General features: G+C 61.0%; 23 protein-coding genes. 11 read left to right on the top strand and 12 right to left on the bottom strand.

The window, feature by feature from the left end:
• Positions 1–3: 3 nt before the first annotated feature.
• From rsmB to def, 3 genes are all read right to left on the bottom strand, one after another.
• Entirely contained in the window at positions 4–1,314 is a 1,311-nt protein-coding gene (gene rsmB, locus J3Q04_RS00470) for a 16S rRNA (cytosine(967)-C(5))-methyltransferase RsmB (RefSeq protein ID WP_434608619.1), read from the bottom strand.
• Entirely contained in the window at positions 1,311–2,270 is a 960-nt protein-coding gene (fmt, locus tag J3Q04_RS00465) for a methionyl-tRNA formyltransferase (protein WP_434608621.1), read from the bottom strand. The genes rsmB and fmt overlap by 4 nt, the downstream gene beginning before the upstream one ends.
• A gap of 71 nt (positions 2,271–2,341) precedes the next feature.
• Positions 2,342–2,848 carry a peptide deformylase gene (gene def, locus J3Q04_RS00460; protein ID WP_053126951.1) on the bottom strand — a complete coding sequence of 169 codons (507 nt, stop codon included), beginning with the start codon at positions 2,846–2,848 and terminating at the stop codon, positions 2,342–2,344.
• Between the two features lie 155 nt (positions 2,849–3,003).
• Between def and J3Q04_RS00455 the strand changes: the two genes are divergently transcribed.
• The 3 genes from J3Q04_RS00455 (at position 3,004) to J3Q04_RS00445 (ending at position 5,822) form a co-directional block, all read left to right on the top strand.
• Positions 3,004–4,029, top strand: a complete 1,026-nt coding sequence (locus J3Q04_RS00455; RefSeq protein ID WP_434608623.1) for a LysM peptidoglycan-binding domain-containing protein — start codon at positions 3,004–3,006, stop codon at positions 4,027–4,029.
• Between the two features lie 80 nt (positions 4,030–4,109).
• On the top strand, positions 4,110–5,204 hold the full coding sequence (dprA, locus tag J3Q04_RS00450; protein WP_434608625.1) for a DNA-processing protein DprA: 1,095 nt from the start codon (positions 4,110–4,112) through the stop codon (positions 5,202–5,204).
• Positions 5,205–5,264: 60 nt separating this feature from the next.
• Positions 5,265–5,822 carry an L-threonylcarbamoyladenylate synthase gene (locus J3Q04_RS00445; protein ID WP_434561424.1) on the top strand — a complete coding sequence of 186 codons (558 nt, stop codon included), beginning with the start codon at positions 5,265–5,267 and terminating at the stop codon, positions 5,820–5,822.
• 267 nt (positions 5,823–6,089) lie between these two features.
• On the opposite strand, the gene J3Q04_RS00440 is transcribed toward J3Q04_RS00445, so the two are convergent.
• A complete protein-coding gene (locus J3Q04_RS00440; protein ID WP_434608628.1) occupies positions 6,090–7,067 on the bottom strand; it encodes an NADPH:quinone reductase in 978 nt (325 codons plus the stop codon).
• 162 nt (positions 7,068–7,229) lie between these two features.
• Between J3Q04_RS00440 and hemF the strand changes: the two genes are divergently transcribed.
• A complete protein-coding gene (hemF, locus tag J3Q04_RS00435; protein WP_434608630.1) occupies positions 7,230–8,144 on the top strand; it encodes an oxygen-dependent coproporphyrinogen oxidase in 915 nt (304 codons plus the stop codon).
• Positions 8,145–8,157: 13 nt separating this feature from the next.
• Complete coding sequence (gene aroE / locus J3Q04_RS00430; protein ID WP_434608633.1) at positions 8,158–8,979, top strand: shikimate dehydrogenase; 822 nt, start codon at positions 8,158–8,160, stop codon at positions 8,977–8,979.
• A gap of 79 nt (positions 8,980–9,058) precedes the next feature.
• Here the strand turns inward: aroE and J3Q04_RS00425 are convergent, their stop codons facing one another.
• From J3Q04_RS00425 to betC, 3 genes are all read right to left on the bottom strand, one after another.
• Positions 9,059–10,627: a SulP family inorganic anion transporter gene (locus J3Q04_RS00425; RefSeq protein ID WP_434608635.1), complete on the bottom strand. Its 1,569-nt coding sequence runs from the start codon at positions 10,625–10,627 to the stop codon at positions 9,059–9,061.
• Positions 10,628–10,782: 155 nt separating this feature from the next.
• On the bottom strand, positions 10,783–11,703 hold the full coding sequence (gene choX / locus J3Q04_RS00420; protein ID WP_420766003.1) for a choline ABC transporter substrate-binding protein: 921 nt from the start codon (positions 11,701–11,703) through the stop codon (positions 10,783–10,785).
• Positions 11,704–11,726: 23 nt separating this feature from the next.
• Positions 11,727–13,235, bottom strand: a complete 1,509-nt coding sequence (gene betC / locus J3Q04_RS00415) for a choline-sulfatase (protein ID WP_434608637.1) — start codon at positions 13,233–13,235, stop codon at positions 11,727–11,729.
• Between the two features lie 114 nt (positions 13,236–13,349).
• On the opposite strand from betC, the gene J3Q04_RS00410 reads away from it, so the two are divergent.
• Entirely contained in the window at positions 13,350–14,300 is a 951-nt protein-coding gene (locus tag J3Q04_RS00410; protein WP_420766005.1) for a choline sulfate utilization transcriptional regulator, read from the top strand.
• Positions 14,301–14,305: 5 nt separating this feature from the next.
• Here J3Q04_RS00410 and J3Q04_RS00405 read toward each other — a convergent pair whose 3' ends face one another.
• Positions 14,306–14,965 (bottom strand): NAD(P)-dependent oxidoreductase, encoded by a 660-nt coding sequence (locus tag J3Q04_RS00405; RefSeq protein ID WP_434561436.1) that lies wholly within the window; start codon positions 14,963–14,965, stop codon positions 14,306–14,308.
• Between the two features lie 563 nt (positions 14,966–15,528).
• Between J3Q04_RS00405 and J3Q04_RS00400 the strand changes: the two genes are divergently transcribed.
• Both J3Q04_RS00400 and J3Q04_RS00395 read left to right on the top strand, forming a co-directional pair.
• Positions 15,529–16,836: a CitMHS family transporter gene (locus J3Q04_RS00400; RefSeq protein ID WP_039593443.1), complete on the top strand. Its 1,308-nt coding sequence runs from the start codon at positions 15,529–15,531 to the stop codon at positions 16,834–16,836.
• Positions 16,837–16,913: 77 nt separating this feature from the next.
• On the top strand, positions 16,914–17,681 hold the full coding sequence (locus tag J3Q04_RS00395) for a TerC family protein (protein ID WP_420766007.1): 768 nt from the start codon (positions 16,914–16,916) through the stop codon (positions 17,679–17,681).
• A gap of 190 nt (positions 17,682–17,871) precedes the next feature.
• Here the strand turns inward: J3Q04_RS00395 and J3Q04_RS00390 are convergent, their stop codons facing one another.
• Positions 17,872–18,696: an IS3 family transposase gene (locus J3Q04_RS00390; RefSeq protein WP_434611621.1), complete on the bottom strand. Its 825-nt coding sequence runs from the start codon at positions 18,694–18,696 to the stop codon at positions 17,872–17,874.
• 8 nt (positions 18,697–18,704) lie between these two features.
• On the bottom strand, positions 18,705–19,007 hold the full coding sequence (locus J3Q04_RS00385; protein WP_014717988.1) for a transposase: 303 nt from the start codon (positions 19,005–19,007) through the stop codon (positions 18,705–18,707).
• Positions 19,008–19,263: 256 nt separating this feature from the next.
• On the opposite strand from J3Q04_RS00385, the gene J3Q04_RS00380 reads away from it, so the two are divergent.
• The 3 genes from J3Q04_RS00380 to J3Q04_RS00370 all read left to right on the top strand — a co-directional run bounded on the left by J3Q04_RS00380 (position 19,264) and on the right by J3Q04_RS00370 (position 23,447).
• Positions 19,264–20,922 carry a Na/Pi cotransporter family protein gene (locus J3Q04_RS00380; protein ID WP_434608641.1) on the top strand — a complete coding sequence of 553 codons (1,659 nt, stop codon included), beginning with the start codon at positions 19,264–19,266 and terminating at the stop codon, positions 20,920–20,922.
• Positions 20,923–20,994: 72 nt separating this feature from the next.
• Complete coding sequence (locus tag J3Q04_RS00375; RefSeq protein WP_434608643.1) at positions 20,995–22,383, top strand: M16 family metallopeptidase; 1,389 nt, start codon at positions 20,995–20,997, stop codon at positions 22,381–22,383.
• Positions 22,384–22,439: 56 nt separating this feature from the next.
• Positions 22,440–23,447, top strand: coding sequence for a DUF5924 family protein (locus J3Q04_RS00370; RefSeq protein ID WP_420766010.1), 1,008 nt, complete (start codon positions 22,440–22,442; stop codon positions 23,445–23,447).
• Between the two features lie 43 nt (positions 23,448–23,490).
• Here J3Q04_RS00370 and J3Q04_RS00365 read toward each other — a convergent pair whose 3' ends face one another.
• Together J3Q04_RS00365 and gltP are read right to left on the bottom strand one after the other, a co-directional pair.
• Entirely contained in the window at positions 23,491–24,720 is a 1,230-nt protein-coding gene (locus tag J3Q04_RS00365; protein WP_420766011.1) for a nucleoside recognition domain-containing protein, read from the bottom strand.
• Positions 24,721–24,910: 190 nt separating this feature from the next.
• Positions 24,911–26,242: a glutamate/aspartate:proton symporter GltP gene (gene gltP / locus J3Q04_RS00360; RefSeq protein WP_420766012.1), complete on the bottom strand. Its 1,332-nt coding sequence runs from the start codon at positions 26,240–26,242 to the stop codon at positions 24,911–24,913.
• Positions 26,243–26,522: the final 280 nt, after the last annotated feature.

Below are 26,522 nucleotides of genomic sequence, written 5' to 3'. Positions count from 1 at the left end.
GTTTTAACCGCGTGCGGCGGCGATTTTGATCAGCTTGGCGTAATAGAACCCGTCGTGCCCGCCGTCCTGGGCCAACAACTGCCGGCCATGGGGCTGCTTGATGCCAGCCTGGGTGGCAATGTCCAGCTCACGGGCACCCGGCGTGCGAGCGAGGAATGCTTCGATCACTTCGGTGTTTTCCGTCGGCAAAGTCGAGCAGGTGGCGTAGAGCAGCATGCCGCCCACGTCCAGGGTCGACCACATGGCATCAAGCAGTTCGCCTTGCAACACGGCCAATGCGGCAATGTCGTCCGGCTGCCGGGTGAGCTTGATGTCCGGATGGCGACGGATCACGCCGGTGGCCGAGCAAGGTGCGTCCAACAGGATGCGCTGGAACGGCTTGCCGTCCCACCACGCAGCCGTGTCGCGACCGTCGGCGGCGAATAGTTCGGCGTCCAGGCCCAGGCGCTCAAGGTTTTCCTTCACTCGCACCAGGCGCTTGGCTTCCAGGTCCACGGCCACCACGCCGGCCAGTTTCGGCTCGGCCTCGAGGATGTGACAAGTCTTGCCACCCGGCGCGCAACAGGCGTCCAGCACCCGTTGGCCGGGCGCCAGCTCCAGCAGGTCGGCGGCCAATTGCGCGGCTTCGTCCTGGACGCTGATCCAGCCCTCGGCGAAGCCCGGCAGTGCACGCACATCGCCGGGAGTTTCCAGCACGATGCCGTCGCGGCTGTACTGGCACGGGATGGCCGGGATGCCCGCCTCGCCCAGCAACGCCAGGTAGGCATCGCGGGTATGGTGGCGACGGTTGACCCGCAGGATCATCGGCGGGTGGGCATTGTTCGCCGCGCAGATGGCTTCCCATTGCTCGGGCCAGAAGGCCTTGAGGGATTTCTGCAACCAGCGCGGGTGGGCGGTGCGCACCACCGGGTCGTGTTCCAGTTCACCCAGCAGAGTTTCGCTTTCCCGTTGGGCGCGGCGCAGCACGGCATTGAGCAGGGCCTTGGCCCAGGGCTTTTTCAGCTTGTCGGCGCAGCCCACGGTTTCGCCGATGGCGGCGTGGGCGGGGACGCGGGTGTAGAGCAGTTGATAGAGCCCCACCAGCAGCAGCGCTTCGACGTCGGCATCGGCGGCCTTGAACGGCTTCTGCAACAGCTTGGCAGCCAGGGCCGACAGCCGCGGCTGCCAACGGGCGGTGCCGAACGCCAGGTCTTGGGTGAAACCGCGATCACGGTCCTCAACCTTGTCCAGCTGCGCCGGCAGGGAACTGTTCAGCGAGGCTTTCCCGCTGAGTACAGCGGCAAGTGCCTTGGCGGCAGCCAAACGGGGATTCATGAAGCGTCCGCCGCTTGGCCGAGGACGGTGCCGATGGCAAATTTCTCACGACGGCTGTTGAACAAGTCGCTGAAGCCCAGCGCCTTGCCGCCGGGCAATTGCAGACGTGTCAGACACAATGCTTGATCGCCACACGCGACAACGAGGCCGTCCTTGCTGGCACTGAGGATTTCTCCCGGTGCGCCCTTCCCTTCGGCGCAACTGGCCGCCAGCACTTTCAGGGCTTCGCCGTTCAAGGTGCTGTGGCAGATCGGCCAAGGGTTGAAGGCGCGCACCAGCCGTTCCAGCTCAACGGCCGGGCGGCTCCAGTCGATGCGGGCTTCGTCCTTGTTCAGTTTGTGCGCGTAGGTGGCGAGGCTGTCATCCTGCACTTCGCCTTCCAGCGTGCCGGCGGCCAGGCCGGCAATGGCCTGGACCACCGCTGGCGGGCCGATCAGCGCGAGGCGGTCGTGCAGGCTGCCACCGGTGTCTTCGGCGCCAATGGGGGTGCTGACCTTGAGCAGCATCGGCCCGGTGTCCAGGCCTGCTTCCATGCGCATGACGGTCACGCCGCTCTCGGCATCGCCCGCCTGCACGGCGCGCTGGATCGGCGCGGCACCGCGCCAGCGCGGCAGCAGCGAGGCGTGGCTGTTTATGCAACCCAGGCGCGGGATATCCAGCACCACTTGCGGCAGGATCAGGCCGTAGGCAACCACCACCATCAAATCCGGCTCCAGCGCCGCCAGTTCTGCTTGGGCCTGGGCATCGCGCAGGGTCGGCGGTTGCAGGACTTGCAAGCCGTGCTCCAAGGCAAGCTGCTTGACCGGGCTGGGCATCAGTTTCTGTCCGCGACCGGCAGGACGATCCGGCTGGGTATAGACCGCGACAATTTCATGGGGGCTGGCCAGCAGGGCCTTGAGGTGTTCGGCGGCAAATTCGGGAGTGCCGGCAAAGACGATGCGCAGTGGCTCAGTCATGGGAAGCTCTCAGTTACAAAGCAGTCGCAAAAAGAAAAAGGCTTGCCGCGGCAAGCCTTTGAAGAGGGGCATCAAGCGTTCTGGCGATGGATCTTCTCCAGTTTTTTCTTGATCCGGTCACGCTTGAGATTAGACAGGTAATCGACGAACAGCTTGCCGTTGAGGTGGTCGCATTCATGCTGGATGCACACCGCCAGCAGGCCTTCGGCGATCAACTCGTAAGGCTGGCCGTCGCGGTCCAGGGCTTTGATCTTGACCTTCTGCGGACGGTCGACGTTTTCGTAGAAGCCCGGCACCGAAAGGCAGCCTTCCTGGTACTGCTCCATCTCGTCGGTGAGCGTTTCGAACTCGGGGTTGATGAACACCCGGGGCTCGCTGCGGTCTTCGGAGAGGTCCATGACGACGATACGCTTGTGCACGTTGACCTGGGTCGCGGCGAGGCCGATGCCTGGCGCCTCATACATTGTTTCAAACATGTCATCGACCAGCTGACGCACTTCGTCGTCCACTACAGCCACCGGTTTGGCGATAGTGCGCAGGCGCGGGTCCGGAAATTCGAGAATGTTCAAAATGGCCATAAGCTTGATAAATGCACGTGTGAAGTAAAGTCGGGTGGCTTGCCTGGCGTGTATTGGGATGCAGGCTACCGTTGTAAAACGTTGCTCTTGAAACAGAGCGAGCCACGGGGGCTCTGGCGTTTTACGCGAACGCACATAATAAAGGGATTCACCGCATGAGGAAATCACTACTCGCCCTGCTGCTCCTGGCTTCGGCCGGTATCGCGCACGGGCAAGTGCAACTTCGGGAAGGTTTTCCCCAACAATACACAGTGGTGACGGGGGACACGCTGTGGGACATTTCCGGCAAATACCTGCGCGAACCATGGAAATGGCCCGAGCTGTGGCAGGCCAACCCACAGATCGAAAACCCCAACCTGATCTACCCCGGCGACACCCTGTCGCTGGTCTACATCAACGGCCAGCCGCGCCTGACCCTCAATCGCGGCACCTCACGCGGCACCATCAAGCTGTCGCCTCGCATTCGCAGTTCACCGGTGGCTGACGCGATCCCGAGCATCCCGCTGCAGGCCATTAACAGTTTTTTGCTGAGCAACCGCATCGTCGACACGGCGGAAGATTTCAACAAGGCACCCTACGTCGTTGCAGGCGACGCCGAACGAGTGCTCAGCGGCACCGGCGACCGGATCTTCGCCCGCGGCGACTTCGACACGAGCCAGCCGGCCTATGGCATCTTCCGCCAGGGTAAGGTCTACACCGATCCCGAGACCAAGGAGTTTCTGGGCATCAATGCCGATGACATCGGCAGCGGTGAAATCGTTGCCACCGAAGGCGATGTCACGACACTGGCCCTGCGACGGACCACGCAAGAGGTACGCCTGGGCGATCGCCTGTTCAGCGGCGAAGAGCGCTCGATCAATTCGACTTTCATGCCCAGCGCGCCGAAATCGGACATCCAGGGGCTCATCCTCGACGTACCCCGTGGCGTAACGCAGATCGGCGCGATGGACGTGGTGACGCTGAACAAGGGGCGGCGCGACGGGCTGGTTGAGGGCAACGTTCTGGCCGTGATGAAGACCGGCGAAACCGTGCGTGACCGTATCACCGGTGCACCGGTGAAAATCCCGGACGAACGCGCCGGCCTGCTGATGGTATTCCGCACCTACGACAAACTCAGTTATGGCCTGGTGCTGTACGCCTCGCGATCGCTGGCGATACTCGACAAAGTGCGCAATCCGTAACGTGTCTCACAAGTTACCAACAGAGTTATCCACAGCTTGTTCCCGCTTGAACGGGGCTATAACGATCAAGGATTGATCACATGCCATTGCCTGAATCTGCTTCGGTTCCGCCTGCGGAACTGGAGGCCCGTCTGCGCTTGCATCGCTTGCCGGAACTGGGGCCTAAACGTTTCATGACCCTGATGGAGGCTTTTGGCTCAGCGTCCAAAGCCATCAGCGCACCGGCCAGCGCATGGCGGGCGCTGGGGTTGCCGGCCACGTGCGCCGAGGCCCGACGCGCCCCGCAAATACGCGACGGTGCCGCCCACGCATTGGCCTGGCTAGACGGTCCGGCCCAGCATTTATTGATGTGGGACCAGCCTGACTACCCCGCTTTGCTCGCCCAGATCAGCGACGCGCCCCCGCTGCTGATGGTCGCGGGCGACGCCTCGATCCTGGAAAAACCGCAGCTGGCCATGGTCGGCAGTCGCCGAGCATCCCGCCCGGGCATGGATACGGCGGCGGCGTTTTCTCGAAGCCTGGCCGGCGCCGGTTTTGTCATTACCAGCGGCCTGGCCTTGGGCATCGACGCCGCTGCCCATCAGGCGGCACTGGAGGTCGGCGGGCAAACCATCGGCGTGCTGGGCACCGGCCTCGAAAATTTTTATCCACAGCGCAATCGACGGCTGGCGGAGGCAATGATTGCCCAGGGCAGCGCGGTGATATCGGAGTTTCCGCTGGACGCAGCGCCCAACGCCGGCAACTTCCCGCGTCGAAACCGGATCATCAGCGGCTTATCCCTCGGCGTGCTCGTGGTCGAAGCCAGTGTCGCGAGCGGTTCGCTGATCACCGCCCGGCTGGCGGCGGAACAGGGTCGCGAGGTGTATGCCATTCCAGGGTCGATTCATCATCCTGGGGCCAGAGGTTGTCACCAACTGATCCGCGACGGGGCGGCGCTGGTGGAAACTGTCGAGCACATTCTCGAAGCGTTGCGCGGTTGGCAGCGGCTGCCGCTGGCCGCCGAGGCTGTGCCCGTGACCCATCCGCTGCTGCGCCTGCTGCATGCCGCACCGCTGAGCAGCGAGGCGTTGGCCGACGCCAGCGGCTGGGGTCTGCCCAAGGTGCTGGCGGCGTTGACCGAGCTGGAAATGGAGGGACGCGCCATTTGTGACAGCGGTCGTTGGTTCGCACGCTAGGTTTTATGGGGAAGATCGGTAAACTGCCCACAGCCTTATTTGCGTTGCGGAGAATGTTTCATGGTCAACAGTTGGCGTGTGCAACAAGCCGCGCGAGAAATTCGCGCCGGGGCGGTGATTGCCTATCCAACCGAAGCGGTCTGGGGCCTGGGTTGCGATCCGTGGAACGAGGATGCGGTGGAGCGTCTGTTGGCTATCAAGTCCCGAAGGCCCGACAAGGGCTTGATACTCGTGGCTGACAACATTCGCCAGTTCGACTTTCTGTTCGAAGACTTCCCCGAAACCTGGATGGACCGCATGGCCAGCACCTGGCCGGGGCCCAATACCTGGCTGGTGCCGCACCAGGATCTGTTGCCGGAGTGGATCACCGGCGTGCATGACACCGTTGCGCTGCGGGTCAGCGATCATCCAATCGTCCGTGACTTGTGCTCGTTGATCGGCCCGCTGGTCTCCACGTCGGCCAACCCACAAGGCCGGCCGGCGGCGCGCACGCGCATCCGCGTCGAACAGTATTTCCGCGGCCAGCTCGATCTGGTGCTGGGCGGTAACCTGGGCGGGCGCAAGAACCCGAGCGTGATTCGTGATTTGGCGACGGGCAAGGTGGTGCGCCCGGACTGACTTTTTGTCAGCACACAATCAACTGTGGGAGCGAGCCTGCTCGCGAAGGCGTCAGGTCAGCCAGCATCAATGTTGGCTGATACACCGCTTTCGCGAGCAGGCTCGCTCCCACAGGGTTTTGTGTTCACGCAGTATTTATGAACACCACAAAGCAACTGTGGGAGCGAGCTTGCTCGCGATGGCGTCAGGTCAGTCAGCATAGATGTTGACTGATACACCGCTATCGCGAGCAGGCTCGCTCCCACCGGTCTTTTAGCGACCACTGGATCAGGGCAGGAGGATCGTCGACCCCGTCGTCCGCCGCGCCGACAATTCGGTATGCGCCTTGGCCGCTTCAGCCAGCGGGAATCGCTGATTGATATCCACGCTGAGCTTGCCACTGGCGATCATCCCGAACAGCTCATCGGCCATGCGCTGCAGGTTTTCGGCATTGTTGGCGTAGGTCGCCAGGGTCGGGCGGGTGACGTACAGCGAGCCCTTGGCCGAGAGAATCCCCAGGTTCACGCCGTCCACCGCACCAGAAGCATTGCCGAAGCTCACCACCAGGCCACGCGGCGCCGTGCAATCCAACGACGTCAGCCAAGTGTCTTTGCCAACCCCGTCGTACACCACTGGGACTTTCTTGCCGTCAGTCAATTCCAGCACGCGCTGTACGACGTTTTCCTTGCTGTAGTCGATGACTTCCCAGGCGCCATGGGATCTGGCGATGGCGGCTTTTTCCGCCGAGCTGACAGTGCCGATCAGTTTTACGCCCAAAGCCTTGGCCCATTGGCAGGCCAAGGAGCCCACGCCACCGGCGGCGGCGTGGAACAGAACAGTCTCGCCGCCCTTGAGCTCGTAAGTCTGACGCAGCAGGTATTGCACGGTCAGGCCCTTGAGCATTACCCCGGCAGCCTGTTCGAAGCTGATGGCCTCGGGCAAGTGGACCAGATTGGCCTCGGGCAATACGTGGACATCGCTGTACGCCCCCAGCGGCCCACTGCCGTAGGCGACGCGGTCACCTACCTTGAAACGCGTGACGTCCGAACCAACGGCCTCGACCACACCCGCGCCCTCCGCACCGAGCCCCGACGGCAAGGCCGGTGGCGGATAAAGGCCACTGCGGTAATAGGTGTCGATGAAGTTCAGGCCGATGGCCTTGTTGCTCACGCGGACCTGTTGCGGACCGGGCTCGGCGGGCTGGTAATCCACGAACTCAAGTACGTCTGGGCCGCCGTGGGAACTGAACTGGATGCGTTTGGCCATCTTCACTTTCTCCTTATCGTGGGACTTTTACCAAGCCTGCTATCGGACTCCTAAGCTTGATCCACGTCAACTGTGGTGTGGGCGGATGCGGTGTTATCCTGTGCGCCCATTTTGCCGGCGGCCTTGTACGCCGAGCAGCGTAGCCCTGATCAAGGTGATGTCATGACTACTCGCACCGAGGCCGTGAAAGCCTATCTGCTGGACCTGCAAGACCGCATCTGCGCGGCACTGGAAACCGAGGACGGTGGCACTCGCTTCGTCGAGGACGCCTGGACCCGGCCAGCCGGAGGTGGCGGTCGTACGCGAGTGATCGAAAACGGCACGGTGATCGAAAAGGGCGGCGTCAACTTTTCCCACGTCTTCGGCAGCGGTCTCCCACCGTCAGCCAGTGCCCACCGGCCTGAGCTGGCCGGGCGCGGCTTCGAAGCCCTGGGCGTGTCACTGGTTATCCACCCCCACAACCCCCATGTGCCGACGTCCCACGCCAACGTGCGCTTTTTCATCGCCGAAAAGGAAGGCGAGGAGCCGGTCTGGTGGTTTGGCGGTGGCTTCGACCTGACGCCTTATTACGGCGTGGAAGAAGATTGCGTGCATTGGCACCGCATCGCCCAGCAAGCCTGCGAACCGTTCGGCCCGGATATCTATTCGCGCTACAAGGCTTGGTGCGACAGCTATTTCCACATCAAGCATCGCAACGAGCCCCGAGGTATCGGCGGCCTGTTTTTCGATGACCTGAACGAGTGGGACTTCGACACCAGCTTCGCCTTCATGCGCGCCATTGGCGATGCCTACATCGATGCCTACCTGCCTATCGTGCGTCGTCGCAAGCACGACCCGTTCACGGCCAAGCAACGGGAATTCCAGGAGTTCCGCCGTGGACGCTACGTGGAATTCAACCTGGTCTATGACCGCGGCACGCTGTTCGGCCTGCAATCGGGCGGGCGTACCGAGTCGATCCTGATGTCCCTGCCGCCGCAGGTCCGCTGGAGTTATGACTGGAAAGCCGAACCGGGCAGCGAAGAGGCTCGCCTGACCGAGTACTTCCTGCAGGATCGCGATTGGCTGGCCACGGTCTGAACGGGGATTATCAATGGACCGCTACGTTGTAATGGGTAACCCGATCGGCCACAGCAAGTCGCCAATGATCCATCGCCTGTTTGCCGAGCAGACCGGGCAGGTGCTGGACTACAGCACGTTGCTGGCACCCTTGGAGGATTTTGCCGGTTGCGCCCGGGAATTTTTCCGCGAGGGCCGTGGGGCGAACGTCACCGTGCCGTTCAAGGAAGACGCCTTCCGCCTGGCTGACAGCTTGACCGACCGGGCGCAGCGCGCCGGGGCGGTCAACACCTTGAGCAAACTGGCCGACGGCCGCCTCTTGGGCGACAACACCGACGGTGCGGGGCTGGTGCGGGACCTGACCGTCAACGCCGGTTTCAGCCTCAAGGGCAAGCGCATCCTCTTGCTCGGCGCCGGCGGTGCGGTGCGCGGCGCCTTGGAACCGCTGCTGGCCGAAGCACCGGCGTCGGTGATCATCGCCAATCGGACGGTGGAAAAAGCCGAGTTGCTGGCTGAGCTGTTCGCCGACCTGGGCCCGGTCTCGGCCAGTGGTTTTGATTGGTTGAAGGAGCCGGTAGACCTGGTCATCAACGCCACGTCCGCCAGCCTGACGGGCGATGTACCGCCGATTGCCGCAAGCCTGATCGAGCCGGGCCAGACGTTCTGCTACGACATGATGTACAGCAAGGAGCCGACATCCTTCTGCCGCTGGGCCCGGGAACATGGCGCGGCGATGGCGATGGACGGCCTGGGCATGCTGGCCGAGCAGGCGGGCGAAGCGTTCTACCTGTGGCGCGGGGTACGCCCGGATACGGCGCCGGTGCTGGCCGAGTTGCGTCGTCAGTTGGCGCTATAAGACTGACAGACCCTCTAGGGCTGCTTTGCAGCCCAGCGGGAGCAAGCTCCCTCGCCACTGAGTATGTCTGCCTTGTGTCCTATTCTTCGAAGTGAATCGGGCACGCCTGCGCTCCTTCCAGTTTCAGCAGTTCCTCCACCACCTGCGGCCTTGCCCCACGCAAGGTCAGGCTACGCCCCTGGCCACGCAACCGCCGGGCTTCCTGATGGAGCATTTCCACGCCCGAATAATCGATGAAGTTGATCTGCTGGGCGTCGATCACCACCCGTTGCGCCTGCATACGCTGCAAACGCACCTGCAAATAATGACTGGCGCCGAAAAAGATCGAGCCGCCCACCCGCAAGATGTCCGCCTCGCCTTCGCGGCTATGGTGCACACGTGGCTGGGAGGTGCGCTTAAGGTAGAAAAACAGCGAGGCGAGTACGCCGGCGTAGATAGCGGTTTGCAATTCCAGCAACAGCGTGGCCAGGCAGGTCAGGCCCATGACCAGGAATTCGGAGCGACTCACCCGGTACAACGCCCGGATGCCGCGATGGTCCACCAGGCCCCAGGCGATCAGCAGGATGCTGCCGGCCATGGCGGGAATCGGAATGTGCGCGATCAATTTCGCGCCGGCAACGGCAAACAGCGCTACCCACAATGCCGAAAACATCCCGGCCAGGGGCGAACAGGCGCCAGCCTCGTAGCTGAGGCCCGAGCGAGTGAAGGAACCGGCTGACAACGATCCTGCGAAAAATCCTCCAACAATATTGGAAAGACCCTGCGCCCTCACCTCCTGATTCGCATCGAGCAACTGCCCGGAGCGGACCGACAGCGACCGGGCAATGGACAGACTGGTCACCAGCCCGAGCATGCCCACCGCCACGGCACCGGGCAGCAGGCGCAAGATCAATTCCAGGTCCAGCGGCAGCGGTGTGAACGGCGGCAGGCGCCCGACAAAGGCGCTAACCAACGCCACATGCCCGAACATCGCCGGCCACACCCAGACCACCAGGCTGCTGATGACCAAAGTTATCAACAGGCTTGGCCAGCGTGGCAGCAAGCGCTTGAGCACAATGCCCAGCGCCAGGGTGCCCAGTCCCAACAACAGCGAAGGCTTATCCACAGCTGCGATGTGGTTGAACAACATAAGCAAGCTTTTCAACGCCGTGGCTTCGTTCGGCAGGTCCAGGCCCAGCAGGTTCGGCAGTTGCCCCAAGGCAATGACCACCGCTGCGCCCAAGGTGAAACCCAGCACCACCGAATGCGAGACAAAATTGACCAGCGCCCCGAACCGCAACAACCCGAGCAGCCATTGGAAAATACCCGCCAAGACCGTCAGCAAGAGGATCAGCGTGATGTAGTCCTGGGTTGCCGGAACGGCCAGGGGACTGACCGTGGCGTACAGGACAATGGAGATCGCCGCCGTAGGACCGCAGATCAGATGCCACGACGAACCCCACAAGCAGGCGATCAGCACCGGCACGATCGCCGCGTACAGTCCGTACTCGGGTGGCAACCCGGCAATCAGGGCGTAGGCAATGGACTGCGGCAGCGCGAGAATCGCACCGCTGAGGCCGACAACCAGGTCACGGCCGACACTGGCGCGCGTCTGCCGGGGTAGCCAGCTCAGGAATGGAAACAGCGAATGGCGCGTGGGGATTGCCATGGGGCCTCAAGAATGGGGTTTGGCGCAGGAGTATCAGGTGAACCAACGTGGCGAGGGAGCTTGCTCCCGCTGGACTGCGCAGCAGGCCCGATTCTGCGGCCGCTGCGCGACCGAGCGGGAGCAAGCTCCCTCGCCACAAGAGCCCGGCGCAGCTGTCAGAGCTTGGCCTTCACCGCCGCCAGCGCGTCCTTACCGTCAACGGTCTTCACGCCATCCAGCCATTTATCCAGCACCGCCGGATTGGCCTTGATCCAGGCCTTGGCCGCGTCGGCGTTGCTGACTTTCTTGGTCACCACCTCAGCCATGATGCTGTTTTCCATTTCCTGGGTGAAGCTCAGGTTGGTCAGCAGTTTGCCAACGTTCGGGCAGGCCTGTGCATAACCTTTGCGCGTCAAGGTGTACACGCTGCCGGTGTCGCCGAAATATTTCTCGCCGCCCTTGAGGTAGTGCATCTTCAGTTGCACGTTCATCGGGTGCGGGGTCCAGCCGAGGAAGGTCACGAACTTCTGTTTTTTCACCGCCCGAGAGACTTCCGCCAACATGGCCTGTTCGCTGGACTCCACCAGCTTCCATTCGCCCATGCCGAAATCGTTGGTCTTGATGATTTCTTTCAGGGAAAGGTTGGCCGGGGCACCGGACCCGATGCCGTAGATCTTCTTGTCGAACTTGTCCGCGAATTTGTTCAGGTCGGCAAAGTTATGCACGCCTGCGTCCCAGACATAATCGGGCACCGCCAGGGTGAATTCGGTGCCATCAAGGTTCTTGGCGAGTTGCGTAACATCACCGTTGGCCACGAATTTGTCATAGAAGCCCTGCTGCGCCGGCATCCAGTTACCCAGGAACACATCGACCTGACCATCTTTCAGGCCGCCAAACGTAATCGGCACGGCAAGCGTATCGACCTTGGGCTTGTAACCCATGCCTTCCAGCAGGAAACCGGTGATGGCGTTGGTCGCAGCGATGTCGCTCCAGCCCGGGTCAGCCATTTTGACCGTCTCACAGCTTTGCTCGGCCCACGCCGAAACACTGCTCAACGCCAACAGCCCGGCGGCCAGTACTGTGGATAACTTTTGCATGTGCTTCCCCTTACGTTATTGGTTTATTGGCAGGGTTGTGGATAACGGGCCTTGCGCTCCAGATCGTCCAGATCGATGTGGTTGCGCATGTACTGCTGGCTGGCGTCCACCAGCGGCTGGTGATCCCAGCTCTTGAGTTTGCCCAGGGTCAGCGCATGGGCGACGAAACGTCGACGTCGCTGGCTGGCGAGTACCTGTTGATGAATCGTCGGAATGTCCCATTTGGCCCGCGCTTCGGCGAGAAAATCAGCAAACAGCGACTGATGTTCGGGCGATTGGCTGAGGTCTTGCTGCTCCTTGGGATCGTTGCGTAGATCGAACAGCAGGCATGGATCATCCTCGCTATAGATGAATTTCCACGGGCCGCGACGGATCATCATCAACGGACTGATCGTGCCTTCAGCCATGTATTCGCCGAAGACCTCATCATGTCCGCCCTGCCCTTGCAGATGCGGCACCAACGAACGGCCGTCCAGTGGCAGACCTGGCTCCAGCGTACCGCCGGCCAGTTCAACCAGGGTCGGCAGCAGGTCGGCGGTGGACACAGCCGCACCGACACGGCGATTGGCGAACTGCCCCGGGGCACTGATCAACAACGGTACCCGAGCGGCCATTTCGAACCAGTGCATTTTGTACCACAGCCCCTTTTCGCCGAGCATATCCCCATGATCGCCGGAGAAGACGACGATGGTGTCGTCGATCAGCCCGGTGTCCTCCAGGGTTCGCAGCAACTTGCCGACATTGCTGTCGATGTAGCTGCACGCCCCGAAATACGCTCGACGAGCATCGCGGATCTTATCCACAGGCAGCGGCTTATCCCAAAGATCATAGACCTTGAGCAGGCGCTGGGAATGCGGATCGAGTTCAGCCTGCGCCGGGGTTTGCGGCAGTGGGATCTCGTTGTCGTCATACAAATCCCAAAATGCCTTGGGAATCGTGTACGGATCGTGTGGGTGTGTCATCGATACCGTTAGGCAAAACGGCTGGTCGCCGTCCTCGCGGATGTGGTCGAACAAGTATTGCTGGGCCTTGAACACCACCTCTTCATCGAAGTCCAGCTGATTGGTCCGCACGCACGGGCCGGCCTGCAACACCGATGACATGTTGTGATACCAGCTCGGCCGCACATCCGGCTCATCCCAATTCACGGCCCAGCCGTAGTCGGCAGGATAGATGTCACTGGTCAGACGTTCTTCGTAGCCGTGCAGCTGGTCCGGTCCGCAAAAATGCATCTTGCCAGACAACGCCGTGCGGTAGCCGAGGCGGCGCAGGTAGTGGGCATACGTCGGAACGTCCCCTGGGAAATCCGCCGCGTTGTCGTAGGCGCCAATCTTGCTTGGCAACTGGCCGCTCACCAGGGTAAAGCGTGACGGCGCGCACAACGGACTGTTGCAATACGCGGCATCGAACACCACGCCCTGGTCGGCCAGGCGGGACAGGTTCGGCAACTTGATGGGCGACGGACCATAGATCGGCAACATTGGCGCGGCCATTTGATCGGCCATGATGAAAAGAATGTTCTTGCGCTTCATGTATTCGCGGCATTCCATAGTAGGCAGTTATGCGATAGTGCTGCGATTGAGCATGTAGCCCCTGAGTTTTGGGGTAAAGCCCATGCGAGACAATGACTAGGATAAGCACAGCTTATGTATGAAGCCTTGGGTGACCTCTCCCTGGACCTGTTCCGTGTCTTCGAATCAGCGGCTCGCCAGCAAAGCTTCACCGCGGCCGCGATCGAGCTGGGCACCACGCAGCCGGCCATTAGCCAGCAGATCAAACGGTTGGAAGAACAGCTGGGCACGCGGTTGTTTGACCGCATCTATCGAGGCATCGAGCTGACTGAAGCGGGCACGCTGCTGTTCGAGCAAGTCCAGGCCGGTTTGCAAAGCATCGATGCGGGTCTGAACGCGATCACCGCCCAGCACCAGCACGAAGTGCTGCAAGTGGCGACGGACTTTGCCTTTGCCGCTTATTGGCTGATGCCTCGGCTGCATCGATTTCACGCAGCCAATCCCCAGGTAGATGTGAGCCTGGTGACCAGCGAGCGCAACCACAACATGCTCCGTACCGATATCGACGTTGCAGTGTTGTTCGGCGATGGTCGCTTCAAACAAGGCGAAAGTCGCTGGCTGTTCAGCGAAGAAGTTTTCCCTGTGTGCAGTCCGCTGCTGCTCGGAGAACGTCCCCTGCCCTTGCCCGCCCAGGCCTTGGCGGAATTCCCGTTGCTGCACCTGCGCGCGGGCAACAGCAGCAACTGGTTCGACTGGAGTGGTGTGTTTCGCGAATTAGGCATCAACTCGCCGCCAGCGCCCGGGCAGTTGCGCTTCGACAATTACACGCTGCTCATCCAGGCGGCAATCGGCGGCCAGGGCGTCGCCATCGGCTGGCGACACCTTGTGGATAACTTGCTGGCCCAAGGATTGTTGTGTCGTCCGATCGCCCAAACGGTGCTGTCCCGGCTGGGGTATTACGTGGTCTTGCCCCAGCGCAAGCGCCGCGGTGTTCTTATCAAGTTGTTCGTGGATTGGTTGATGGAAGAACAGGCCAACAGCGCCGAGTCGCTCACTGGCTTGCCGCTGCCTTCCATCGCCGTTTGATACGCCTACACGGCCGTGACAAAACTGACGTGCTCGCCCACATGCAGGTTCAAGCGCAGCTCATCGGCGATGCCGACGGCCACGCGGTTGAGCCGCTCCAGGGTTTCGGCCAGGCCCGGCTCGAGGCTGGTACTGACCTGGCTGAAGTGTTCGATGCCCAAGCCTGGCGCGGCATAGGGCGCGTTGATCAGGGTCCACTGCAGCGTGCTGTTCTTCAGAGCATCAAGCACTTCTTCGGCGGCATGGCGCTGCAAGTCGTCGTCGGCTTGTTCTTCGTCGAGCACCGCGAAGTCACCCACCAAAAACAACCGTGAAATGTTCACCGCTTGCATGCCGGCAATCAACGCATCCACCGCCAGGACTTGCTCCACCGGGCCGGGAATCAATGTGCGCTCCACCTGCTCGCTGTTCATCGGCAATCCCGGTGCGTTCAACAGGCATACGACGGCGCTGACACCGGCGACGCTTTGCTTGACCCGCTCCGGGTCGAACAGATCGCCGGTCTTGGCCCGCAGTCCCGGGCGTGGGGCCAGGGCGGTAAGGTCATCCAGAATGGCGATTACTTCATGCTGTCGTCGCAGCAGTTCAGCCATCAACGCACTGCCGAGGCTGCTCATGGCACCATAAAGCACCACTTTGATAACCGGGGTTTCCGCGTTTTTCATGGCTGGCGCTCCTTTTTTCCCGCGTGTAAAGGCTCTGACCCGCGGAAAACCAAGAGGGTTCGCCTCTTTATCAAGGATTGACCGATGCAACGGATCAAGGGCTACCACGCCCACGTGTATTTGAATCTTTCAGCCTTCAAAGTGAAACGCTGATTGCTTTTGTGGCGAGGGGATTTATCCCCGCTGGGCGCGAAGCGGCCCTGAAACCTGTCATTGCGAAATTTCGAAAGAATGCGGTCTGCTCTTTTGGGCCTGCTTCGCAGTCCAACGGGAATAAATCCCCCGCCACAAAGTAACTTCATGCGTTGGTCATACGGTCGGCCTGCGAAAGGCTGCTGAAAGCTTGCGCGATTAGGATCGCCTCACCTACCGGCAACAGACCGGTGGCCTACAACGAGCTTGCTGATGCTCGTGCGGCCTTTTTAACAACAACAATGGTGATTCTGATGTCCGCTGCTACCCATCCCGTTGCGCCCACTCCATCCGTCCGCCCCGTGCTTTGCATCCTGCGCTGACCTGACCGGTTCGCCTTTGCCCGCCGCGCCACGCCTGGAGTATTTCCCATGCTGACTTTCCTTGGCTTTGCCATGGTCATCACGTTCATGTTCCTGATCATGACCAAGCGCCTTTCCGCGCTGATCGCCTTGATCATCATCCCGATCCTGTTCGCCCTGTTCGGCGGTTTTGCACCGAAGATCGGCCCGATGATGCTCGAAGGCATCACCAAGCTCGCCCCTACCGGGGTGATGCTGATGTTTGCGATTCTCTATTTCGCCCTGATGATCGACTCCGGCCTGTTCGACCCGGCCGTTCGCAAGATCCTCAAGCTGGTCAAGGGCGACCCGTTGAAAGTTTCGGTCGGTACCGCCGTTCTGGCGCTCGTCGTTTCCCTTGATGGTGACGGCGCGACCACTTACATGATCTGCGTGGCCGCGATGCTGCCGCTCTACAGCCGCATCGGCATGAGTCCAAGGATCATGGCTGGCCTGATCATCCTCGCCGGCGGCGTGATGAACATGACCCCCTGGGGCGGCCCGACCGCCCGGGCGGCCAGTGCGCTGCATGTGGATCCGTCCGACATCTTCGTGCCGATGATTCCCGCCATGTTGGCCGGCGTCGTGGCGATCCTGGCGATTGCCTACATGTACGGCAAACGCGAGCGTGCGCGCCTGGGTGAATTGCACCTGGCGGGCGACGAAATGGACCACAGCGAAATCAGCGTTTCCCAGTTCCCGGACGCCCGCCGTCCGAAGCTGATCTGGTTCAACGGCGCGCTGACCCTGGTCTTGATGTGCACCCTGATCGCCGGCCTGTTGCCGCTGCCCGTGCTGTTCATGGTGGCGTTCAGTATTGCGATGATCGTCAACTATCCGTGCCTGCAGCAGCAGAAGGACCGCGTCGCGGCCCACGCCGGCAGCGTCCTAGCGGTGGTCGGGCTGATTTTCGCGGCGGGGATCTTCACCGGCATCCTGTCCGGCACCGGCATGGTCGACGCCATGTCCAAGAGCCTGCTGGCGGTCATCCCGGACTTCCTCGGCCCGTACCTGGCGGTCATCACCGCGCTGGTGAGCATGCCGTTCACTTTCTTCATGTCGAACGATGCATTTTATTACGGGGTGTTACCAGTTCTGGCGGAAGCGGCCAGCCATTACGGCATCACTGGCGTCGAGATGGCCCGTGCCTCCATCGTTGGCCAGCCCGTCCACCTGCTGAGCCCGCTGGTTCCGTCGACTTACCTGCTGGTAGCCTTGGCCGGTATCGAATTCGGCGATCACCAGCGCTTCACCTTGAAGTGGGCAGTACTGGTTTGCCTGTGCATAATGTTCGCCGCCTTGCTGATGGGGATTTTTCCGCTGTTCAGCACTCTATAAAAGCAATGCCCGCTGCGTCGCCCCTATCGGTCAACCGAAGGCGCGGCGCGGCCTAACACTCGCTCAAAGGAACTCACATGGAATGGCTGACCAACCCGGAAATATGGGTTGCCTTCTTTACCCTGACCGCCCTGGAAATTGTCCTGGGCATCGATAACATCATCATGATCTCGATCCTGGTCAGCCGCATGCCCAAGCACATGCAGGCGCGCACCCGGATTTTCGGCTTGGCGCTGGCGATGATCACGCGGATCCTGTTGCTGCTGTCGATCACCTGGGTCATGCGCCTGACCGCCGATCTGTTCGAAGTGTTCGGCCAGGGCATCTCCGGTCGTGACCTGATCCTGTTCTTCGGTGGCTTGTTCCTGCTGTGGAAAAGCTCCCAGGAGATGTACCACGCGCTGGAAGGCGAGGAAGAAAGCAGCGATGAGCCGTCGGTCAAGGGTGGCAACTTCATCTACACCATCATCCAGATCGCAATCATCGACATCGTGTTCTCCCTGGACTCGGTCATCACCGCCGTGGGCATGGTTTCCCACGTACCGGTCATGGTGGCGGCAATCATCGTTGCCGTCCTGGTGATGATGCTGGCTTCGGGCACCATCAGCACGTTCATCGACAAGCACCCGTCGCTGAAGATGCTGGCGCTGTCGTTCCTGCTGGTGGTAGGTACCGTGCTGATCGCCGAATCGTTCGACGTGCACGTGCCCAAAGGCTACGTCTACTTCGCCATGGCGTTCTCGCTGGCGGTGGAAGCGATCAACATCAAGATGCGCACAGCGATTGCTCGCAAGCGCAAGCAACAGGATCCGGTGAAACTGCGCAAGGATGTCCCGGGTCAGTAAAGATGTAGGGCAGTGAAACGAAGGGGCTCTTGTGAGCCCCTTTTTCATGCCTGCAAAAAACGCTCGAATGCAAAACCTGTGGGAGCGAGCTTGCTCGCGAAAGCGATCGCCTGAAACAAAGATGTTGGATGTGCTGCCGCCGTCGCGAGCAGGCTGAACTGGTCAAGTAATCTTGGACACCGATTAAGGTTCACGCCGCCAACCTTTCCTTCGCGACCGGCGACCGGTAGTCGTTGTAGCTGTGAGGCCTGCTGATGTTGTAGCGCGAGACATAGCGCTGCACGTCTGCCCGGGCCTCATGTTCCAGTTTGTAGCCCGTTTCAGGAACCCACTCTGATTTCAAACTACCAAAGAAACGCTCCATGGGGGCGTTGTCCCAGCACTCGCCTTTACGGCTCATACTTTGCCTAAACCCGTGTTTCACAAGCTCGTTTCGGAATTTATGACTGGTGTACTGACAACCTTGGTCTGAATGAAACAACACATCCTGGGGGTGGCCGCGTAGCTCAACCGCCATGCGTAGCGCTTCGCAGGTCAGGTTGGCATCAGAAATCATCGAGAACGACCAACCCACGATCCTCCGAGCGTACAGATCCAGAACGGCGGCGAAGTACATCCACCGCTTGCCGACCTTGATGTAAGTCACGTCGCCACACCACACCTGGTTAACCGCCGTTACATCAAATTTTCGCTTGAGCACGTGCGGCGCCACCAATGCCTCAACGCCCGGCGACTTGTACTTATGGCGCCTGCGCTGACGACTAGCGATGCCAGCTTCGCGCATCAAACTGCGAGCCATATAACGTCCGATACGATGCCCTTTGGCTTTTAGCTCCTTGGACAAAGTACGTGCGCCGGCCGACTCTCTGGACGCCCTGTGGTGCCTGACCAGCGCGGCTTTGAGCTTGTCCCGTTCAGGATTTGCTCTGCCTTGGCGCTGGCGCCAGGCGTAGAAACTACTGCGGTTGATCCCAAACGCCCGGCAACACCTTTTAACGCCGTATTGCTCGTCCAGCTCATCGATCAGCGTGAATGATCTTTGGCGTCCAAAAGCAGGAGAGCACTGGCCTTTTTTAGGATTTCAATGTCCAGGTCTTTCTCCCTGAGTAGGGCTTTGAGCCTCTGGATTTCTCGCTGATCAGCAGTAATCGCCTTGGCCCCTACCGGGGTCGAACCCAGGCGTTCTTTTTGCACTTGATCGACCCAGCGGCGCAGAGCAGTGGGGCCGATATCTAGGCTGGCACAGACCTCGGTAACCGGCTGGCCTTCATCCAGCACCATGCTGGCAGCCTTGAGCTTGAACTCACTCGAATAAGATTTACGCATATCCAAACACCTCAGATTTGGGCGCTATCATAGCGCCCGATTGAAGTGTCCAAAATCATTAGGCCAGTTCAGGCTCGCTCCTACAGGGGGCGGGGTGTTTTCGAGGAAACTGTTTTATGACAGTTTTGTTTCAAACCCATCTTCAGCTGTGCAATGCTGGCGCCCGGACCATTCGGCAACTACAGCTTAAGTACAAGAAGTAAAACGATGTGGCACCGTCAATTTGTCCATCTGGGACGCTAACAGGGGGCTCCTCATGCTGACCCTGCTGAATCTACTTTCCGCCGTGGCCTTGCTGATCTGGGGCACGCATATCGTCCGGACCGGCATCTTGCGGGTCTACGGCTCGAACCTGCGCCATGTCATTGGCCAGAACATGTCCAGGCGCTGGCTGGCGTTCATCGCCGGCATCATGGTCACGGCCATGGTCCAGAGCAGCAATGCCACGGCGATGCTCGTCACTTCCTTCGTCGGCCAGGGCCTGATGGCATTGACCCCTGCCCTGGCGACCATGCTCGGTGCGGACGTCGGCACCGCATTGATGGCCCGGGTGCTGACCCTGGACCTGTCGTGGCTGTCGCCGCTGCTGATCTTCCTCGGAGTGATTTTTTTCCTCTCGCGCAAACAGACCCGCGTCGGCCAGATGGGCCGGGTCTCCATCGGCCTGGGCCTGATCATCCTGGCCCTGCAATTGATTGTCGAAGCCGCCGCGCCGATCACCCAGGCCCAGGGCGTGAAGGTGATTTTCGCCTCGTTGACCGGCGACATCCTGCTCGATGCCTTGGTGGGTGCGCTGTTCGCAATGATTTCCTATTCCAGCCTGGCGGCGGTTTTGCTGACCGCGACCCTCGCCGGCGCTGCGGTGATCAGCTTGCCAGTCGCCATCGGCCTGGTGATCGGTGCCAATATCGGCAGCGGCGTGCTGGCGTTCCTCAGCACCAGCATGCAGAACGCCGCCGGACGCCAGGTGGCGCTGGGCAGCCTGTTGTACAAGCTGATCGGCCTGCTGCTGATCATTCCGGTACTCGACCCGCTGGTGGGTTGGCTGGACGGCCTGGATTTCAGCCCCCAGGAAACCGTCATTGGCTTTCATTTGCTCTATAACACCGTGCGTTGCCTGGTGCTGTTGCCCAGCGTCGGACCGATGGCCAGGCTCTGTGCCTGGCTGCTGCCGGAACGACCGCAAGCCAATGGCAAAGCCACGTCACGGCACCTGGACCCCGCCGCCCTCGCCACACCAAGCCTGGCGCTGGCGAACGCCGCGCGGGAAACCCTGCGCATTGGCGACCTGATCGAAAACATGCTCGAGTCCATGCTCGGCGTCCTGCGAGGCGAGCAAACGGCGATCACTCAACAACTGCGCAGCATGAGCGATGACGTCGAAGCGCTGTGCAGCGCCATCAAGCTCTACATGGCGCAAATGCCTCGTGAAGATCTCAGTGAACAGGACAGTCGCCGCTGGGCGGAAATCATCGAGCTGGCGATCAACCTCAAACTGGCCAGTGACCTCATCGAACGCATGTTGCGCAAGGTCCAGCAGCAGAAGACCTCCCAACGCCGCTCGTTCTCTGACGTGGGCCTGGAAGAGTTGGCGGGGCTGCACAGCCATCTGATCGCTAACCTGCGCCTGGGATTGTCGGTCTTCCTCAGTGCCGATCGGGAAAGTGCTCGCCAATTGCTGCGCGAGAAACGGCGCTTTCGCGCGCAGGAACGACGGATGGCCCACGCCCATGTCAGCCGCTTGCAGCGCAAAGTCGTGCAAAGCCTTGAGACGAGTTCCCTTCACTTGGAACTGATCGCCGACATGCGGCGCTTGAATTCGTTGTTCTGCGGCAGCGCCTATGTGGTGCTGGAAACATCCGAGATCGGCGCCCTGTCCGCCGATGAAATGTCCGACATCACCCATTCGCCTTGAACGACTGGCGTCTCGGCCAGTCAACAAGTGTGTCCCCGGACCATGGATTTACAAGCCGCCAGGAAGCCCGCCATGCGTTGTCTGCTACTCGTCCTGCTTTTGTTCGGTTCCCTACCCGTCGTTGCCCAGGATCGCTTCCAGGTCGAGGGATATACGTTGCCCAACGGCATGCAGTTGTTGCTCAAGCCCGGCACGGAACGTGGACATGTGGCGATTCGGTTGGTGGTCGGCGTGGGCCTCGATGATTTCAGCTGCGCCGACAAGGAACTGCCACACCTGCTCGAACATGTGCTGTTCAGCGGCGTCGACGATACCGGCGAGGGCGGCCTGGAAGAGCGCATGCAGGCGCTGGGTGGCGAATGGAACGCCTTCACCAGCAACGCCGACACGACGTTTGTCATCGAGGCGCCAGCGCGCAATCAACGCAAAGTCCTGGACTTGTTGCTGGCATTGCTGACCCGTACCCGAATTGACGCAAAGAATCTGGAAGCGGCCAAACGGGTGGTAGAGCGCGAGGATGGCGGCCATTACACCCATCTGCAACGCTGGCTCGACCGCCAGGACCTGGGCCACAAAGCCAGCAACCAACTGGCCGTGGAACTGGGCTTGCGTTGTGCGGAACGGGCCGAGGTCGAACGCTTTACCGTCGCCCAACTGGAACAGGTGCGCAAGGCTTGGTACGCGCCCAATAACATGACGTTGATCGTCGTAGGTGACCTCGATCGATTGCTGCCGGCCTATCTGGAACGCGCCTTCGGCGAGCTCGAACCGGTCGAACCCAGCGTCCATGAACCGCTGGCGCAGATCCGCTACAGCGCGGTGACCAAGCGCAACCTGATTCGTGGGCTGGTCGGCGACAGCGCCAAGCTTCACTGGCTGTTCCCGGAGCCGGTGCTGGAGCAACAACATGATGAAACCTTCGACCTGCTCAAGGATTACCTGGATTGGGCGCTCTACCGGCAACTGCGCCTGGCTGACGGCCTGTCCTATGGCCCGTGGGTGGAGCGGGACGTCTTCGGCGGCGTCGGTTTCCTGAGCCTCAACGCCGACCTGGCCCGCGAGGACCTGCCCCCGGCCGAACACGCGCTCGAGACGCTGCGCAACACGTTGTTGAGGGACGGCCTGGACCCCGAGAGTTTCGTGCGGATAAAGCGTGCCGCCATTGCCCATCAGTCCTGGGCCGTCCAAGGCAACAGCGCACTGGCCGACTATTACTGGAGCGCCCTGGGCGACTACGAAGACGGCCGCTTCGCCAACCCAGCCGAGCGCCTGCAGGCAGTCAGCCTGGAACAGGCCAACCTGGCCCTGCGTGAGCTGCTCAAGGACCCAGGCTATTTGCGCATCGAGAAGCCGCTGCTCAGCGATGACGAACTTGTCTGGACACTCGGCGGGTTGGTGGCGGTTCTGCTGGGGCTGGTGGCCTGGCTGATACGGCGCAGGCATCGACGGGACCCGGAATGAATTCACAGTGGTACCCTGTCAGGGATTTTTCCTACGACTTAGCGTGAACCTGCCGAATGCCGAACCTGACTCATTTAATCCAGCGCATTATTGAACTGATGAAGCGCTACCCAGGGGTCATCGCGCTCGGCGGCTTCATTTCCGGGGTCGGCAGTTTCATGCTGGTGGATCGCCAGCAAGGCCTGGCGACCTGGATCGCCATCATGATGCTGGTGAGCTGGCTCTGGCTGATGCTGGAGAACAGCCTGACCCGGTTGTTCACACGGATTTTCAAACGGGAAATTCCCCAGCCGCTGTTGCGTTACGCCACGCAAATGATTCATCAGGAAAGCCTGTTTTTTGTCTTGCCGTTTTTCTTCATCACCACCACCTGGAACAGCAGCCAACTGATCTTCACTGGCCTGCTCGCGGCGGCGGCATTGGTCTCGATCACCGACCCCCTGTATTACAAATGGCTGGCGCCGCGGCGATGGGCTTTTCTGGCGTTGCACACCCTGACGCTGTTCGCGGCGTTGCTGACCGCCCTGCCAGTGATCCTGCACCTGACCACCGACCAGAGCTTCAAGCTGGCATTGGGCATCGCCATGCTGTTGTCGTTCCCGAGCCTGGCTTCGATCTTTCCGATCCGTACCGTGCGCAACGCCCTGGCCATCCTGTGCATCACCTTGGGCATTGGCGCCGCCGGTTGGGTGCTGCGCTCCTGGGTACCGCCCGCCACGCTCTGGATGACCGAGGTGGCGATCAGCACCCAAGTGGAAGATCGCACGCCTGGCGCCAGCCTCAAGGAAGTCAGCGCCGCCCAGATTCGCAGCAATGGCCTGTACGCCTACACCGCCATCAATGCGCCGCGAGGCCTGGACGAGCGGATCTACCATGTCTGGCAATTCAACGGCAAAGAAGTGGACCGCATCGCTTTGGACATTCACGGAGGGCGCAAGGAAGGCTATCGCGCCTGGACCCACAAGCAGAATTTCCCCGGCGACCCGACAGGCAAATGGCAAGTGCGGGTGCTGACCGAGAATGGCCAGATGATCGGCGTGCTGCGGTTCAAGGTGACGGAATAAAGGGCTCGTCAGGCCCTATCGCGAGCAGGCTCGCTTGCACAGGTCAGCCAAAGAACCAGTAACAAACCCCGATCGCCGCCACCACACCGGCCAGCTCCGCCAGCAGGGCACAACCCACCGCATGGCGCGCTCGCTGGATGCCCACCGCGCCGAAATAGACCGCCAACACATAGAAAGTGGTTTCGGTGCTGCCCTGAATCGTCGCCGCCACCAGGGCAGGGAAGCTGTCTACCCCAGAGGTCTTCATGGTTTCGATCAGCATCGCCCGGGCGGCGCTGCCGGAAAACGGCTTGACCATGGCAGTGGGCAACGCATCGACGAAACGCGTGTCCCAGCCAGCCCACTGGGCCAGGTGCCGAATACCGTCCAGGCCGAAATCCAGCGCTCCGGAGGCCCGCAGCACACCGACGGCACACAGCATCGCCACCAGGTACGGCAGCAGGTTCTTGGCAACATCGAACCCTTCCTTGGCGCCTTCAACGAAGGTTTCGTACACCTTGACCTTGCGCAGCGCGCCCACCACCAGGAACAGGATGATCAAGCCAAACAAAGTCAGGTTCCCGAGGATCGAGGACAGCCCCGCCAGCGCCGTGGCCGAAAGCGTGGCCAGCAGCGCCATGAAGCCGCCCAGCGCCAGCGCGCCCGGGACCAGGTAGGCGAGGACCACCGGATCCCACAGGCGCAGACGCTGCATGAATGCCACGGACAGCAGCCCCATCAGGGTCGAGGCACTGGTGGCGAGCAGGATCGGCAAGAACACCAGGGTCGGGTCCGGCGCGCCTTGCTGGGCGCGGTACATGAAGATGGTCACCGGCAGCAGGGTCAGCGACGATGCATTGAGCACCAGAAACAGAATCTGCGCATTGCTGGCGATGGTCGGGCTGGGATTCAGATCCTGCAGGGCGCGCATGGCCTTGAGGCCGATGGGCGTGGCGGCATTGTCCAGGCCCAGGCCATTGGCCGCGAAATTGAGGGTGATCAGGCCAATCGCCGGGTGACCGGCTGGGACTTCCGGCATCAAACGAAGAAACAGCGGCCCGAGGGCCTTGGCGAGCCAGTCGACGATGCCGGCTTTTTCAGCGATGCGCAGGAACCCCAGCCAAAGGGTCAGGGTGCCGAACAGCAGGACCATGACTTCCACCGACAGCTTGGCCATGGCAAAGATGCTTTCCACCATGGCGGCGAAGATCCCGGCGTTGCCGCCAATCAGCCACTGCGCCAGTGCGGACACGGCTGCCACGATAAAGAAGCCAAGCCACAGGCCATTGAGCATCGGTTAAGTCCCCCGGAAGATGCGGCGAATGATAGCGGGGCTGGCCGAAACGACAAACCCCGGATTTCTCCGGGGTCTGGTTGGCTTGATGTTGCATGTGCCGCCACCATCGCGAGCAGACTCGCTCCCACAATGATTGAGTGATCTCTGTGGGAGCGAGCCTGCTCGCGATGGGACCTTAAGGCATGCCTCAGCGGCTGGAAGTTTCCCCTGCCGGCAACGGCTCCTTGCTGCGCCAGTGCGGCAAAGAATTCCAGTAGCGCTGGCCCTTGGCATCGTCGTACATGCCTTCCCAACGGGAAATGACCAACACGGCCAAGGCGTTTCCGATCACGTTCAGCGCCGTACGGGCCATGTCCATGATGCGGTCGACACCGGCGATGAACGCCAGGCCTTCCAGTGGAATGCCAACGCTGCCCAGTGTGGCCAGCAGCACCACGAAGGACACGCCCGGCACACCAGCGATGCCCTTGGAGGTCACCATCAAGGTCAATACCAGCATCAACTGCTGGCCGATGGACAGGTCGATGCCATAGAGCTGGGCGATAAAGATCGCGGCGATGCTCTGGTACAGCGTCGAACCGTCAAGGTTGAACGAGTAGCCGGTAGGCACCACGAAACTGCAGATAGCCTTTGGCGCCCCATACGCTTCCATCTTTTCGATAACCCGCGGCAACACCGTTTCGGAACTGGCGGTGGAGTAGGCCAGCACCAGCTCATCCTTGAAGATGCGCATCAGCTTGATCACCGAGAAGCCGAACACCCGAGCGATCAGGCCCAGCACCACGAAGGCGAAGAAGGCGATGGCGACATAAACCAGGATCACCAGCTTCGCCAGCGGCAACAGGGAAGCGAAACCGAAGTTGGCCACCGTCACGGCGATCAGGGCGAACACACCGATCGGCGCGTACTTCATGATCATGTGGGTGACTTTGAACATGCTCTCCGACACGCCCTGGAACATCTTCACCAGAGGATCGCGCAGGTCCGATTGCAGGCTGGACAAACCAAGGCCGAACAGGACGGAGAAGAAGATGATCGGCAACATTTCGCCGCGAGCGACGGCCGCGAAAATGTTCGACGGGATCAGGTTGAGGATCGTCTGGACAAACGCATGCTCATGCTGGACCTCGGCCGCCGTGGCCTGGTACTTGGAGATATCCACCGTACCCAGGGTGCTCATGTCGATGCCGTTGCCCGGCTGGAAGAAATTCGCCAAGAGCAGGCCGACGACGATGGCGATGGTGGTCACGATCTCGAAATAGACGATGGTCTTGAAGCCGATCCGCCCGAGTTTCTTGGCGTCGCCTACGCCGGCGATGCCAACGATCAGCGAGGAGATCACGATGGGAATCACGATCATCTTGATCAGACGGATAAAGATATCGCCTGCCGGTTGCAGCACGTTGCTGATCCACCAGGCCTTTTCGGCACTGAAATGGTTGAGCAGCGCGCCGATTGCAATCCCGAGCACCAGACCGATGAGGATTTGCCAGGCGAGGCTTAGTTTTGCCTTCTTCATATCATTACCCTTACTTCAGTTTGACTCGGACAGCCACATCAACGGACCGCCAGACGGCGGTTCGAACCCATGCCGCTGCCCCGTATAAGGTCACCCTGAGCGCCAAAGGCAGCTCACCAGCAGGCGAAAAAAGGCGCAACTATTGCGATGCAAGGGGGGATCGTCTAATGCCGTAAACGCCTACCCTATGCCGAATCGGCATGAGTTTTACAAAACGAAACGTGCGTCCCAAACAGTTCGAATACGCCATTGGAGCAGGCAAAAGTGCCGTGATGCGGCC

This window comes from Pseudomonas sp. D4-21, assembly GCF_051132125.1.
Lineage (GTDB): Bacteria > Pseudomonadota > Gammaproteobacteria > Pseudomonadales > Pseudomonadaceae > Aquipseudomonas.
This window is presented reverse-complemented; position numbering and strand designations above follow the sequence as displayed.

Coding starts and splice junctions, on each gene's coding strand:
- J3Q04_RS00380 (WP_434608641.1), top strand. CDS start 19,264: ATGCTGACCCTGCTGAATCTACTTTCCGCCGTGGCCTTGCTGATCTGG.
- J3Q04_RS00425 (WP_434608635.1), bottom strand. CDS start 10,627: ATGGCAATCCCCACGCGCCATTCGCTGTTTCCATTCCTGAGCTGGCTA.
- J3Q04_RS00370 (WP_420766010.1), top strand. CDS start 22,440: ATGCCGAACCTGACTCATTTAATCCAGCGCATTATTGAACTGATGAAG.
- dprA (WP_434608625.1), top strand. CDS start 4,110: ATGCCATTGCCTGAATCTGCTTCGGTTCCGCCTGCGGAACTGGAGGCC.
- J3Q04_RS00445 (WP_434561424.1), top strand. CDS start 5,265: ATGGTCAACAGTTGGCGTGTGCAACAAGCCGCGCGAGAAATTCGCGCC.
- gltP (WP_420766012.1), bottom strand. CDS start 26,242: ATGAAGAAGGCAAAACTAAGCCTCGCCTGGCAAATCCTCATCGGTCTG.
- J3Q04_RS00405 (WP_434561436.1), bottom strand. CDS start 14,965: ATGAAAAACGCGGAAACCCCGGTTATCAAAGTGGTGCTTTATGGTGCC.
- betC (WP_434608637.1), bottom strand. CDS start 13,235: ATGAAGCGCAAGAACATTCTTTTCATCATGGCCGATCAAATGGCCGCG.
- J3Q04_RS00440 (WP_434608628.1), bottom strand. CDS start 7,067: ATGGCCAAACGCATCCAGTTCAGTTCCCACGGCGGCCCAGACGTACTT.
- hemF (WP_434608630.1), top strand. CDS start 7,230: ATGACTACTCGCACCGAGGCCGTGAAAGCCTATCTGCTGGACCTGCAA.
- def (WP_053126951.1), bottom strand. CDS start 2,848: ATGGCCATTTTGAACATTCTCGAATTTCCGGACCCGCGCCTGCGCACT.
- J3Q04_RS00375 (WP_434608643.1), top strand. CDS start 20,995: ATGCGTTGTCTGCTACTCGTCCTGCTTTTGTTCGGTTCCCTACCCGTC.
- aroE (WP_434608633.1), top strand. CDS start 8,158: ATGGACCGCTACGTTGTAATGGGTAACCCGATCGGCCACAGCAAGTCG.
- choX (WP_420766003.1), bottom strand. CDS start 11,703: ATGCAAAAGTTATCCACAGTACTGGCCGCCGGGCTGTTGGCGTTGAGC.
- fmt (WP_434608621.1), bottom strand. CDS start 2,270: ATGACTGAGCCACTGCGCATCGTCTTTGCCGGCACTCCCGAATTTGCC.
- J3Q04_RS00395 (WP_420766007.1), top strand. CDS start 16,914: ATGGAATGGCTGACCAACCCGGAAATATGGGTTGCCTTCTTTACCCTG.
- J3Q04_RS00365 (WP_420766011.1), bottom strand. CDS start 24,720: ATGCTCAATGGCCTGTGGCTTGGCTTCTTTATCGTGGCAGCCGTGTCC.
- J3Q04_RS00410 (WP_420766005.1), top strand. CDS start 13,350: ATGTATGAAGCCTTGGGTGACCTCTCCCTGGACCTGTTCCGTGTCTTC.
- rsmB (WP_434608619.1), bottom strand. CDS start 1,314: ATGAATCCCCGTTTGGCTGCCGCCAAGGCACTTGCCGCTGTACTCAGC.
- J3Q04_RS00455 (WP_434608623.1), top strand. CDS start 3,004: ATGAGGAAATCACTACTCGCCCTGCTGCTCCTGGCTTCGGCCGGTATC.
- J3Q04_RS00400 (WP_039593443.1), top strand. CDS start 15,529: ATGCTGACTTTCCTTGGCTTTGCCATGGTCATCACGTTCATGTTCCTG.
- J3Q04_RS00385 (WP_014717988.1), bottom strand. CDS start 19,007: ATGCGTAAATCTTATTCGAGTGAGTTCAAGCTCAAGGCTGCCAGCATG.